The organism is Roseospira visakhapatnamensis (assembly GCF_014197915.1).
Classification (GTDB): Bacteria; Pseudomonadota; Alphaproteobacteria; order Rhodospirillales; family Rhodospirillaceae; genus Rhodospira; species Rhodospira visakhapatnamensis.
Window position 1 is genome coordinate 1 of the sequence record NZ_JACIGK010000048.1, and the last position, 11,989, is coordinate 11,989.

The 11,989-nt window shown below is 67.7% G+C and carries 12 protein-coding genes, 1 tRNA gene and 2 pseudogenes; 6 read left to right on the plus strand and 9 right to left on the minus strand.

The features are described 5' to 3' along the window. Positions 1-128 precede the first annotated feature (128 nt). From GGD89_RS18400 to GGD89_RS19810, 4 genes and pseudogenes are all read left to right on the plus strand, one after another. Positions 129-641: a discoidin domain-containing protein gene (locus tag GGD89_RS18400; RefSeq protein WP_184048613.1), complete on the plus strand. Its 513-nt coding sequence runs from the start codon at positions 129-131 to the stop codon at positions 639-641. 144 nt (positions 642-785) lie between these two features. Next, positions 786-956 (plus strand): Com family DNA-binding transcriptional regulator, encoded by a 171-nt coding sequence (locus GGD89_RS20720; protein WP_221238563.1) that lies wholly within the window; start codon positions 786-788, stop codon positions 954-956. 26 nt (positions 957-982) lie between these two features. Beyond that, positions 983-1,555 (plus strand): annotated as a pseudogene (locus tag GGD89_RS20270) (DNA methyltransferase); the annotation flags it as partial. Between the two features lie 49 nt (positions 1,556-1,604). Continuing rightward, the gene (locus GGD89_RS19810; protein ID WP_246423224.1) at positions 1,605-1,751 is read left to right on the plus strand and encodes a hypothetical protein; all 147 of its coding nucleotides are present in this window, start codon (positions 1,605-1,607) and stop codon (positions 1,749-1,751) included. Between the two features lie 675 nt (positions 1,752-2,426). Here GGD89_RS19810 and GGD89_RS18415 read toward each other — a convergent pair. The 3 genes from GGD89_RS18415 to GGD89_RS18425 all read right to left on the minus strand — a co-directional run bounded on the left by GGD89_RS18415 (position 2,427) and on the right by GGD89_RS18425 (position 5,437). After that, positions 2,427-2,502 (minus strand) — tRNA-Thr (locus GGD89_RS18415). A 584-nt stretch (positions 2,503-3,086) separates the two neighbouring features. Next, positions 3,087-3,917 carry a hypothetical protein gene (locus tag GGD89_RS18420; RefSeq protein ID WP_184048620.1) on the minus strand — a complete coding sequence of 277 codons (831 nt, stop codon included), beginning with the start codon at positions 3,915-3,917 and terminating at the stop codon, positions 3,087-3,089. Then, complete coding sequence (locus GGD89_RS18425) at positions 3,914-5,437, minus strand: hypothetical protein (RefSeq protein WP_184048623.1); 1,524 nt, start codon at positions 5,435-5,437, stop codon at positions 3,914-3,916. Before GGD89_RS18425 ends, GGD89_RS18420 begins: the two co-directional genes overlap by 4 nt. An 83-nt stretch (positions 5,438-5,520) precedes the next feature. Between GGD89_RS18425 and GGD89_RS18430 the strand changes: the two genes are divergently transcribed. Then, a complete protein-coding gene (locus tag GGD89_RS18430) occupies positions 5,521-5,751 on the plus strand; it encodes a hypothetical protein (RefSeq protein WP_184048626.1) in 231 nt (76 codons plus the stop codon). A 1,023-nt stretch (positions 5,752-6,774) separates the two neighbouring features. Next, positions 6,775-7,221 carry a helix-turn-helix domain-containing protein gene (locus GGD89_RS18435; protein ID WP_184048629.1) on the plus strand — a complete coding sequence of 149 codons (447 nt, stop codon included), beginning with the start codon at positions 6,775-6,777 and terminating at the stop codon, positions 7,219-7,221. Between the two features lie 181 nt (positions 7,222-7,402). On the opposite strand, the gene GGD89_RS18440 is transcribed toward GGD89_RS18435, so the two are convergent. The 6 genes and pseudogenes from GGD89_RS18440 to GGD89_RS20275 form a co-directional block, all read right to left on the minus strand. Next, positions 7,403-7,702, minus strand: a complete 300-nt coding sequence (locus GGD89_RS18440; RefSeq protein ID WP_184048632.1) for a hypothetical protein — start codon at positions 7,700-7,702, stop codon at positions 7,403-7,405. A gap of 93 nt (positions 7,703-7,795) precedes the next feature. After that, entirely contained in the window at positions 7,796-8,722 is a 927-nt protein-coding gene (locus tag GGD89_RS18445) for a tRNA1(Val) (adenine(37)-N6)-methyltransferase (RefSeq protein WP_184048651.1), read from the minus strand. Beyond that, positions 8,722-8,997 carry a putative signal transducing protein gene (locus GGD89_RS18450; RefSeq protein WP_184048635.1) on the minus strand — a complete coding sequence of 92 codons (276 nt, stop codon included), beginning with the start codon at positions 8,995-8,997 and terminating at the stop codon, positions 8,722-8,724. The genes GGD89_RS18445 and GGD89_RS18450 overlap by 1 nt, the downstream gene beginning before the upstream one ends. A 194-nt stretch (positions 8,998-9,191) precedes the next feature. Further along, positions 9,192-9,860, minus strand: coding sequence for a monofunctional biosynthetic peptidoglycan transglycosylase (mtgA, locus tag GGD89_RS18455; RefSeq protein ID WP_343058650.1), 669 nt, complete (start codon positions 9,858-9,860; stop codon positions 9,192-9,194). A gap of 192 nt (positions 9,861-10,052) precedes the next feature. Next, positions 10,053-11,177 (minus strand): ISAs1 family transposase, encoded by a 1,125-nt coding sequence (locus GGD89_RS18460; protein WP_184048642.1) that lies wholly within the window; start codon positions 11,175-11,177, stop codon positions 10,053-10,055. 345 nt (positions 11,178-11,522) lie between these two features. Continuing rightward, a pseudogene (locus tag GGD89_RS20275) lies at positions 11,523-11,794 on the minus strand (integrase core domain-containing protein); the annotation flags it as partial. Between the last annotated feature and the right edge of the window lie 195 nt (positions 11,795-11,989).

An 11,989-nucleotide genomic window follows, 5' to 3' on the forward strand; every position in this document is an offset into this window, starting at 1 on the left:
GCCACCCCGGCCCGCTGGATGGGCGGCGACGCGCCCACCTGGCAGACGGCGGCCGGGGCCTTCGACCTGGTGGTCCTGACCCACGACGGCACCGACCTGCTCGCCGCCCACGTGGGAGGGCTGGAGTGATGCTGGCTCAGGCGGCCATGCGCCTCGCGGCGGCCGGCGGTGCGGGGCAGGCGCTGGTCATTCCCTGGGAAAACCCGGCGATGACTTACTGGAACGCTCCAGCACCTTACAAGGTGCTCACCAAAAGCTGGGAGACTTACCCTTCTTGGCAGGCGTTCGACAAGAACCCCAACACCTACGTTATGTCCAGACAAGGCGTGCCCGGGAACCCAAATTGGTGGATCACGCTGGACTGCGGTGCCCCCAAGCGAGTCACTGAACTCACCTTCACGGTGGTCGACGGCGCTTACCGGCCGAAAAACGTCACCCTGTTTACCTCGGTCGATGACGTCACCTGGACGCTGCAAGTGGTCGGTAGAATCGAACCGGAGCCCGCCGAAGGCTCGTCGAGAACAACGATGTTCGGGGGCGACGGCACCACCGCCCGACTCTGGAGGTTTAACTGCGGCAAGGTCTACGCGGACCATCGCCGCACCATGATCGCCGAGATCATCCTGCGGGGCTTCGAATGAGCGCCCGCGCGATCCCCCGCGGCGGCGGGGGCCGGGGCGTGACAGCGCCCCGAGCCGGATGCACCAGACATCCCCACGTCCACGCGGCCGCCATGGAGCGCGGCCCGCCCTCGCACGCGCGCGAGGGGTTGACTGGGAACCACAATGGCGGGAAAGTCCATCCGTTGCGTGTGCTGCCGGCGAAAGCTCGCCGAAATCAACGACTTCAAGAGCGGTTCAATCGCCATAAAATGCCCCCGCTGCGGGCACCTGAATACCCTGAGGGCCGCGACTCCATCCCCGCCACCGCCGAGCCCCCCGCCCGAGCGCCCCTGAGCGCCGGACGAGGAGACCGTGCCAATATGGTCCACGGGACATCCGACGGACCCGTTCATGTGGCCCAGGCCGACGCGCTTGCCGCGCTTGCCAGCCTGCCCCCTGAAAGCCTGCATGGCGTCATCACCGACCCGCCCTATTGCGCCGGCGGCGCCACCGAGGCCGCCCGCCAGGGCAGCCGGGGCATGACCCAGGGCGGGGCGGCCGCCGGCTGGTTCGGCGGCGACGCCATGACCACCTGGGGCCTGTGCTGGCTGCTGCGCACCGTCGCGCTGGCCGCCGGCCGGGCGCTGGTGCCCGGCGGATCGCTGGCCGTGTTCTGTGACTGGCGGATGGCGCCGGGCCTCGGACCCGCCCTGGAGTCGGCCGGCTATCGCTGGCGCGGCCAGGTCATCTGGGACAAGCTGTCCCAGGGCCAGGGCAACACGGGTATACGGCCGCGCCACGAGGTAATCCTCTGGTTGACGCAGCCCGGGCCGACCGTCCGTGGCCCCCGGACCATCGGCAACGTCATCCCCGCCAAACGCGTCCCACCGCACCGGCGGCACCACCCGACCGAGAAGCCCCGGGACCTGTTGGCGCCCCTGATCGAGGCCCTGGTGCCCGAGGGGCGGCACACTGGCCGACCCCTTCGCCGGCAGCGGCTCCATGGGCCTGGCCGCCCTGGCCACCGGCCGCCGCGCCTGGCTCTCCGATGCCGATCCGCGCTACGTCGCGTTCATCCGCGAGCGCCTCTCAAAAGCCCCACAAACAACCTTAGATAACATCCCCGGGCCGCGACCGGACACCGCCTGATCGCCCACCCGCAGCCCCACCGTCAGACCGCTCAATCACGCCTCCCCGGACCAATGTCCGGTGTGCCAAATCCCTGCCGATTTGTGCCAAATCGACCGCCGCGCTACACGCCCGCGCGGCTCGATGAGGACGAAAGGGGTGTGACTATTATTCACACCCTTGGCGGGCCAGCCGCCCAGGGCGCTCGCCAGCGGGCTCTTGGGCTCGGAGGAATTGCTGTTACAGCAATGCCCGCCGCCCCCGGCCCTTTCCGCGCACCACCCGGAAATGCTCCCCCCAATTCCAGACTCCAAAATCCAGGATCGCCTTCAGAGGGGCGGGCCCCGAACCGAACGCGTCGAGAGGGCGGGACCCCTAGACGAGACGGCGCGGGGGTGGGGGTGGGGGCATGCGTGGGGGGACCCCCGGGGGCCTCGCCCGCGACGAAAGGCAGGGGGTGGAGGGGCGGTCTGGACAGCGCACCCGGGTGCGGACCCCGAGGCGCCGGCCTGCGTCATGATCGCACGGCGCCCACCGGACGGTGCCGCAGGGGCAGAGCTTGGGCGGGCCGATGGCGTTACCCATCCACCCCCAGGTCCACTCTCGTTTCCGTGTCCGTGGGGTCCGCTACAGGTCCGCTTGCCTACGGTTGCCTTCGAAAGGCTCCAGAAGCGGGCTCTAACCCCTTGAAAAATATGGTGCCCCCGGCAGGACTTGAACCCGCAACCCCCTGATTACAAATCAGATGCTCTACCAGTTGAGCTACAAGGGCACGATCCCGTTCGTATACCTGCTCCGCGCCCGCCTGACCAGAGGGCGGTGGCCCCTGTCGCGGAAAACGCCTGGTCCGGCGCCCTGACGCCGCACGGGACTCCGGGGCACGCCTGCGGGGCATGCTCGCGGGACCCCTGGCGCGCCCGTGGTCCGGCACAAGACCTCATATCGTCCCGTGCCAGACGATCGCCGGACGATCGCCGGGCGGCACGGCCGGCCTTGACGGCCGGCCGTCCTCACTCACGCGCGCACCCAGCGACGGATGACGGCGACTCATCCACGGTCGGGTGCTTGCGGGCACCCGCGTCCGACCTCCCGGCGCCGCGACACGGTCCCGGATGGACCGGTCGCGCCCCCCCCACCGGTGATCGTCGTTGGCCGTTGGCATGACGTCTTAGAGCGTGTTGCGTGATTTGGACTCACCCAAAACGCTCTACGTTTTCGTTTTTAAAGCAAATCGTCGTCGCGATCCGGTTCGGATCGCTCGGGATTTGCTCTACCTTGGCGTTTCTTGTCTATTGAGATGGTCACGCTGGGGTGGACTGGACCACGACACGCGGACCCCACCCGTCGGCGGGCGCGCTACAGGCGCCCGTCCGCGCCCGGCCCTGCCTCGATCGACGACGATGGCGCGAGCAGGGTCTCGGCCCCCTGGCCCGATACCCGCACCGACGTCAGTCCGATCAGCCCCAGGCGCTGTTCCCGGAAATCGCGCCGGCTGGTTGCCAACAGGACGGCGGTCTCCGGCAGGCGGAAGTTGGGCGCACTGAGATAGAACCCCAGTTCGGCGGTGCTGTGCCAGTACTTATGGAAAGCGAACTTGCGTACAGAGTCGAGCATGCAGAAGCCGATCAGGTGATCCGGATCCCACAAGCCGACTCCGATCAGCTTGGCAAGCTGCGACAGGTTCTCGGCCACGCCCCGGCCAGCCTCGCTCCTGGCCGTCCAGACTGACACCGAACACATCACCAGGCCGCTGATGATACGCGCGGACGGCGCCTCGATCCGGCATACCACGTCGGCCGGAATGCGCACCGGATCGTCGTAGAAAAACCGCAGGCTCTCCATGTCCTCGCGCAGACCGCCGGACACATGCCGCAACCGAACCGCCGTGGTGGCGACCAGGACATTGTCGCGCCAGCATCCGGCCCAGAAGGCGCTGCCATCGTCCAGATACGATTGGCAGTCCGGGTCGACCAAGGGCATCCGCAGGGTCGTCTCGCCAACAGCGGCAGGTGCCTCGACGAGAGGACGGAAATCGTGACTGACGCCGACCTGAAGGCCATTGTCCCGCAACACCGCCGCGCGGCGCACCACCTCCAGGGAAAGGCGACGCCGGACCTCTCGTTCCTGAGAGAGCCCGGCGGTGAAGAAATCAAGCACGGGAGCAGCGGTGATATGCATCGCGGTCATGAGGTATCCTCCGTAATCCGGGCGTCGGAGAAGCCGATGATCGCCACCACTCTCCGACCCCGATGATCGAAGATGGGAAAGCTCACCCGTCGGTAAGACCGCCGACTGGTGACGCGAATGCGATGTACCACTGGAATGCGCTCGTGTGCGGCTAAAGCGAAGTTGGATGCAATCAGAGGGCCGTACCCACTGGGGGCCTGGATTTCCAGGATGTCGTGTCCAGTGATTTTCTCCCGTGTCATACCGACCGGCAGGCGAAGCCGTGTGCCCACGAAGCCGACTCGGAACTGTTGATCCAGAACGCCGTAGATCCCGACAAGGTCGAACATCCGGCTGGTTTCCAGATTGTGGATCATCTCCCCTCCGACGATGCCGCCGCATTGGCGCCAGAGGGTCCAGAAGGCATGCCCGTCCCGTGGCGCGTCCTCCAAGGAGAGACGCTCAGAGTCCGGGCCCGGCAAACCGCCGTCTCGATCCTCCGGAAAGGCAGCGACTCGCCAGCGCGGCAAGGACGACAACACGCGAGTCGGTGTCGTCAGCGAAAGACCGCCGCCCGTCAGGGGCACAAGCTCCTGGGACGCGACAAGGCCCGATCCATCATTCCGCCGATCCCCGGCCACCCCGTCCTCGACCACCCCATCCTTGATCCGGGGGTCGAGCCCCGGATCACCTTCAGGGTCAATGACGGCGGACGGGGCCTGAGTTGATGCCGAATCGGGACACGAACCGTCGCCGGACTCCATGGTCGCATCGGCAGCCCAGCGATCGCGGGCGATGGCGGCCTGCATGTGTTGTACGCGGTCCAACTCTCCCTGGAGTTGGTAGAGGCTGGAGCAGGGAACATCCACCCAGTCGATGATGAACACCCGGAGCACCATACCTTGCGTGCGCGGCTCCTGCTCAAGCCAGGTCATCAGCGCGTCGAAGGCCCGGGCGCTCGCGGACACGGCGTGGCAGTGGATGACCGGCGGCTGGTCCTCGTCCTGTTCGATCAGCACCCATCCCCGGTTCCGCAGCAGGCTGTCGAGGGCGGTACCCTCACCGTCCCAGTCCCCACCGAGGATGCGCTGAGCCTCGGCATCCGGCCCCTGTGTGGCCAACGTCATGCGGCCCTGGTCGTCCAGTAGCCAGATGGCGCGCGCCGGCCCCACGAACCGGCGGATCACCCCCAGTGGATCCTGGTCGCCCTGGGTGCGGCATGCGGCCAGGGCCGCCTCGGCGTCCCCCAGGCGGCGGCGCTGCACGGCCACGGCCAGTTCGCGAGCCCACAACTCATCAGCGCATATCTCGGCAATGAAAGCGCTGGGATCGCGAGCCTTGCGGGCCACCAGGCAAAGGTTGGCGACGGTGGGTCGCCCTCCCTTACTCGTCCACGTCTTGATGGTGGTTGGGTGAATACCCAGGTCTGAAAGTTGCTGTGCGGCAACTTTTCCGGTGCCGAACTCCCTTATAAACGCTTCCCGCCACCGAACCGCGAATCTTTTGTCCCATTCGGACATATCATTCCTTGGATCGGTCATCTTACTCTTGTCCCTCGAAAGCGATCTCCGACTCTCGGCTATCCCGTCGAGACGTCTCAAGCAATCCAGCATGGGGGGACACCATGTCGCACGATGCCGATGTCATCCAAACGCTAGGCACCATGATCAAGGAACTCCTGCTGGATGCGGTGCGCCTGCAGCGGAACGCCCGCCGAAACGGGGACGAAGCCAGTGAACAGCGCATCGCGGCCTTCATCGCCGCGGTCTCGGCGGCCGAGACGGCTTGTTTGCGGTCCGACGAAAGCGCGGCGGCCTACGCCCTCTCCCGGGTCGACGAGTCCCGCATCCACTGACCGGAGTCGACGACCGGCCGCGCAGCCGTGAACCGCTCGTTTCCGGCGCCGCTCCGTCGTCCCGACAGGGGACAGCGGGGGCGTGCCGGGGGCATGAGACCCCATCCCTCCGGAACCATTTTCCCGGTCCCCAAGGATGACAATGATATCCACGTCGTCATGACGAGGTGTGCCACATCCTAACACCAGTGGACGTAACCCCGTGTTGAGCCCCAGTCGGGCCCAACACGGCAATCCACGCTTGATGGCCCTTCCACGCGGGGGTGAGGGTCGGTCACGCCGACGGCGGTCGGTCACCCTGTGCCCCCACCCTTTCCTCGCCTCCTCTTCTCCAGGGTCTGGTGTCCGGATCCAGGCCATCCCAAGGCTCGCCGCCTCGGCGTCACGGCGGCAATGGACGCGCGACACCGGTTCACTCGGGCCGAGACGTCGGCGCGTCGGGCCGCCGCGCGGCATCGCGCCCCGTGCCCCCCGGGCTCGGACGACTGGCGCCGATCTGGATCCAATCCGTCGACGATCCACGTCCACACCGCGCCCAAACGAGCATCCATTCGACCGCCGGCGCGCCATCCCGACCCCTGTTCCGACAGACCAAACCCAAATCGTGGACCGGTTGGCCATGGTGATGGTCGCCCATGCTCCCTGGACAGGTCGCCAGTGACCACACGGCCAAGCGCACCAAACCGTCACGACCAATACTGATGGTGAGGATGCCACGATCCTTCGCGTGTTGAAATGATATCGCGCAAGAAAACACCGGTCCCGATACGATATCGTATCGTCTTCACGCCTCTAAGGTCATCGGTAGTCATACGTCGACACCAAAGCGCGTGTCGCTACATCGGACAGTGAACGCATATCTCTCTGCATGTCAGATTGTATACGATTTCTTGCGATCCCCTCCGTGTATCGGTAGCATACCACTTTAGAGGAGCCTTGCGGACGACCTGGCGGCCAGCCGGGGGGGCTCGACAACCGGGGGACCGCCGATGATCGGCGGGATGAACACGATCGCAGGAGAGTATGGCCATGGCCGTGGCGAGGGGAGAGGGACCCGATCCGATCGACGTGCACGTGGGCGAACGCATCCGCCTGCGCCGCACGGTGCTGCGTTTGACGCAGCAGGACCTGGCGCAAAGTATCGGAATTTCGTTTCAGCAGTTGCAAAAATATGAACGGGGGACCAACCGAGTTTCGGCGTCACGGCTATTTGATATATCGATGCAGTTAAGTGTTCCCATTTCTTTTTTCTTTGATGATCTTGACGAGGATTTGTGCCGCGCCCGTGGCCTGACGAACCCGCCCGTGCCCACCGACCCCGTGCTCACCAGCGATGCCTTGCGATTGATGACAATCTTCAACCGCCTGCCGAACGATACCGTGCGACGCAAGATCATGGAGTTCCTGACGGCGACGGTGTCGGTCCCCTCCCACGGCGAGGACGACGGACTGTCCGGGCCGCCGCCCTGATCCCCACGCGGATGTCCGGCGTCACGGATCGTCTCGACCTCCGGCGACCGCGCGCCCCGCGCGGGGCAACGCTCCGGGTCGCCACGGTTTCCGCATTGGCGCGTGTCCAGGATGCGGCGCGTGTCGGGGATATCGGCGGGCATGACCGGGAGGGCATCTCGGGCCAAGACCCAAGACCGTCTCAGCTGCGCCGACCGCATCCGCATGCTGAGTCCGGCGCATGCCACACACCACAGGCGGGGCAGCGCACCAGATCCTCGGCCCGCCCGGCGGCGGAAGTGGATCCCGACTCGGGTCCCGACCCGGGCGGGTCCCCCATGCGCCGCCGCACGGCGTCCTGGGCTGCCCGCTCGACACGGTCGCGCAGGCTCTCCCGGGGCCCTCCCCCGCCGAGAACCCGGCCATAATACTTGAAGGCGCCCCAGACGATCGTCACGACGGCGACCGTGAACAGGACCTTGCTCAGGCTGAGTCCAAACATGCCGCCGTTATGGGCCCCGCCCTCGGGTACGGTCAAGGGCCGTGAAACGAGCGTCGGGTCGGCGCCCTCCCCGGAGACGGGCCTCGCGCCGCGTCACCCGATGGCCCTGCGCTCGTCGGGACCAAAAAGGGAGAGCACCGTGTCCAGGGACACGCCATCGCGCAGAACGCGTTCGGCCTGCGCGCCATGGCTGCCATCGGCCTCATGCAGCGCCAGGCCCGGCAACAGCCGCACCCGCCCCCGGATTCCCTTGCGCGCCCGCACGATCACCCGGCGGGCGGCCCCGCCGCCGGCGCTCCCCCGCGCCACCGAGCCGGGCCAGAGCGGGATCAGTTCCAGCGCGCCCGCCCGCCCGCGCAGGGCCGCGAGCAGGTCGTCCAGGCGATCGGCCCGATGAATGATCACCAGGCGCCCCTTGGGCCGCAGCCGGGCCAGGCAACCGTCGACCCACGCCGTCAGCGGCACGCTCTCCACATGAGCGGCCGCCCGGGCCGCGACGGGGGGCCGCGTCCCCCGCCCCGCCTCGCCATAAGGCGGATTCGTCATGACCAGGTCGAACACCTCCGCGTGGTCCGGCCCCGGCGGATCGGTGACGTCGCCCACCACCACCCGCAGGCGGTCCGTCCAGCCGTTCAGCGCGGCCGAGCGTCCGGCCAGCGCGGCCACCGCCGGGCTCCGCTCGATCCCCGTCACGGTCAGGTCGGGCACGGTCTCCGCCACCGCCGCCGCCCGGGCCAGCAGACAGAGCGCGGCGGCGCCCGTCCCCAACCCGGCGTCGAGCACCCGGCGGACCGGCCCCGGGCCGTAAAAAGGCGCCGCGGCGGCCAACAGCACCGGATCCATGGCCACCCGGTAGCCGACGCGCGGTTGCAGCAGGCGCACGCGCCCGCCCAGCAGCCCCGTTTCCTCCACCGCCGCGTCGCCGCCGCCGTCCCCGGCGCCATCATCCGGAGCGCGGCTTTTTAGGGCCTGGTCGCCGATGTCGATGTCCCCCGTCCCTGTCCCCTCGCCCGCGTGCATCACCGTCCGGACCGTCCCTCTGTGCTGGTGTCCCCCTCCGGGACCATGTCCGAGGCCAGGTCCGGCGCCACGTCCGCCAGCACCCATCGGGCCCGCTCGTACTGGTCCTCGGCCACGCACACACGCACACCCAGGCCCTGGACGGCAAAGCCCAGCGCGGCGCTGGTGTGGTGGTCGAACACGATCGCGCGAATGCCCTCCTGGTCGAGTTGATTGACCAGGAAGGACAGGAACACGCGATCGCCCACCACCGTCAGTTCCCGCAGTCCTTCCATCCCTCGCCTCCTTTCGACATCGCCCCCGTCATAACACAACCGACGGCGTCGCCGCGTCGTTCGGCATCACGGCGCGGCCCGGGCGGACAGGATCCGAGTCCCTCCCGCCGTGTCCATCGCCCCCCAAACGGCGGCGGGACACCGTCGCCGTCCCTGCCTCGCCGGCCTTGACCCCCGGCGAGAACGGCACCCGGTCACGGCCGGGGACAGGGCGTGTTGTTGTCGCCCAACGGGACCTGCCGGGCGCGGGCCTGGATGGTGCCCGCGACGCCGCGCACGTGGGACCCGGGGCGGGCGGCCGACCAGCTGCGCGGCGCGGGCAGGATGGCCGTCAGGAGCGCCGCCTGCCGCCCGTCCAACGCGGCCGCGTCGCGGTCGAAGTGGTGGCGGGCCGCCGCCTGCGCCCCATACACGCCGGGTCCCCACTCGGCGACGTTGAGATAGACCTCCAGAATCCGCCGTTTGGGCCACAGCACCTCCAGGGGGACGGTCAGGACGGCCTCCAGCCCCTTGCGGAGCGGATCCCGCCCCGGCCACAGGAACACCGAACGGGCCGTCTGCATGCTGATGGTGCTGGCGCCGCGCAGGCGTCCGCCGGTACGCCAGGTGGTCCACGCCTCCTCGATCTCGACCCAGTCAAATCCGTTGTGAGAGCAGAAGCGGGCATCCTCGCTGGCGATGACCGCCCGCACGAGAGCCGGCGACACGTCGTCCAACGCCGTCCAGTCCCGAGCCAGCCCCTCGCCCTGGATCAGCCGAACCAGCATGAGCGGCGTGATCGGCACCGGCAGCATCCGGAAGGCCAGCAGCCCGGTCGCGGTGAGGGCGACAAAGATGGCCAGGGTCAGCGCAAGTCCCCGCACCAGCCGGCGCCCGAGGGACCGGGATACCCGTGCCGACGGGTCGGACCGGCGGCCTCGCTTGGCCTGACGTGTCCCCCTGGTGTCCTGTCGCCGTCGGGGCATGGTCCCGAGCCCGTCCTGAGTCATGCGAAGGCCGTACTATAGGGCGGGGATCGGCGACGGGTACAGACCACATGCGGCGGCGGCGCAGGGCTATCGCATTTGGCCGATGATGTCTCGGGCGAAGGCGTTGGACCATCCAGAGCGCTTGCGCTTACGTCGCACGGACATGCCGGGTTTGGCGCGCTTGAGGACGTTGAGCGCGAGTTTGCGCAGAATGGACAGGTTCTCCGGGCCATTGTCCTTTCTGTTGCGGGCCTGGTCCTCGTCGAATGTCACGTCCAGCACCCAGTGCAGCCCGTTTTCGATACTCCAGTGACGGCGCGCGGCGGTCAGGTAGGCTTGGGCGCTCAAGGGCCGCGAGGAGACATGGTAGTGACGGGTCGTTGTGGTCTTTCCGTCGCGCGTTGTCGTGGCTTCGATCATGCCGAGGCAGGCGAGACCGGGCAGCAGGACCGGCTCCTGCGGGGAGGATTTTGGGCCGCTCAGCCAGGACACATCGTGACAGACCCAGGCCGTGCGCTCTTCCAGACGGCCGTGGTCGGCGTCGGTGGTGTGGGCCTGGTCCAGGTCGGCCCGGAACGCCGTGTCGTCAAAGGCCTGCTTGACCATGTCATGCAAGGCCGGACGGTTGCTTTTCAGGCGCAGAAGATAGTCGCCCCCCTGGTCGAGAATGACCTGCGCGGTCTCGTTTTGGCAGTGGATGGCATCCGCCGTCACCAGATAGCCCGTCAGGTCCAGGCAGCGCAGAAGCGCGCGGGCGGCGAGGATTTCGCTGTCTCCCTCCGGGGCGCGGAACCCCTCCTGGCCGATGACCACCGAGGTCGCCGACCGAAAGGCCGTCACCACCGACAGGGCGGAGCGGCCGGCCGCGCCATCAAACGACCGCCGCAGCGTCTTGCCGTCGATCGCGACCACCCCCTCCCCGACGGCCCCCAGGTCCTCGAGAAAACGACCAAAGCACCTCGAAAACGCCTTCGGGTCCAAAAGACGGAACACCCGCGAGACCGTGTCATGGCTCGGAACGCCATGTTTCAACGTGAGAAATTCCCGGAACAGGTCCTCACGATCAGCGCCGAAGTCGGCGAAGTCGGAGCACCCCTCCGCTCCGCAGATCGACGCCACCAAGGCGATCGTCAGTGTCTCAAGAAGATCATGGCGGGCGTTGAGCGCCCGAGGATCGCGGATGTCGGCAAACGCGTCCAGAAACCAGGACATGGGGCCTCCCATTCGCTGTAAGAGAGCCCCCTAAAGAATCCATTCCTCCCCTCATTTCCAGACCAATCAGGCAAATGCGATTCCCCTGCGGCGGCGGCGCAACGGGTCGGGGCCGGCGGGGGCCCGCTACGGGGGATCGTGGTCGAGTAGCTCAGCCATTCGGCTTTCGCCCTCACAGATCCGGGCATGCGGCTTTTGAACCGCCCCGGGTTTGGCGGAGGCTCCAGAGTTTGAGAGGATGGAGCCATGAGCAAGTGTGAGGTGTGAGGTGGCCCCGGTCGTTCGGACAGGTTCGGTGGGTTCGTAAGCTCTGAAGGGCTCCCTTGTGGGGTGGTGGGTGATGGTTCAGGCGGCCCGGCCCGGCGGCCGCGGGGCGGAGCGGCAGCGGAGCCCGGAGGACGGCGGGCCGGGCCAGTAGACCTCGTCGGGCGTCCGGTACGCCAGCCCCTGGTGTGGGCGCCGGGTGTTGTGTAGGTCTCGATCCAGGCGCCGATGCCGGCCCGGGCCTCGGACCCGGTGGCGTAGGCCTTCAGGTACACGTCCTCGTACTTCAGGCTGCGCCAGAGGCGTTCCACGAACACATTGTCCATACAACGGCCCTTGCCGTCCATGCTGATGCAGCAGTTCTCAGGATGGGGTTGGAGTGTGTCGCAACCGGGTCTGGCGATTGAAGGGACAGGTGAGGAGGGGCGGGCTCAGGGTGGTTGCGGCGGCGGAACTCCGGTTGTGAGGGTGCGCATGAGGGCGGACCAGGACGGGAAGACGAGATAGGCGGTGATGGTCGCCAGATGGGTGAACATCCGGGTGCGGGC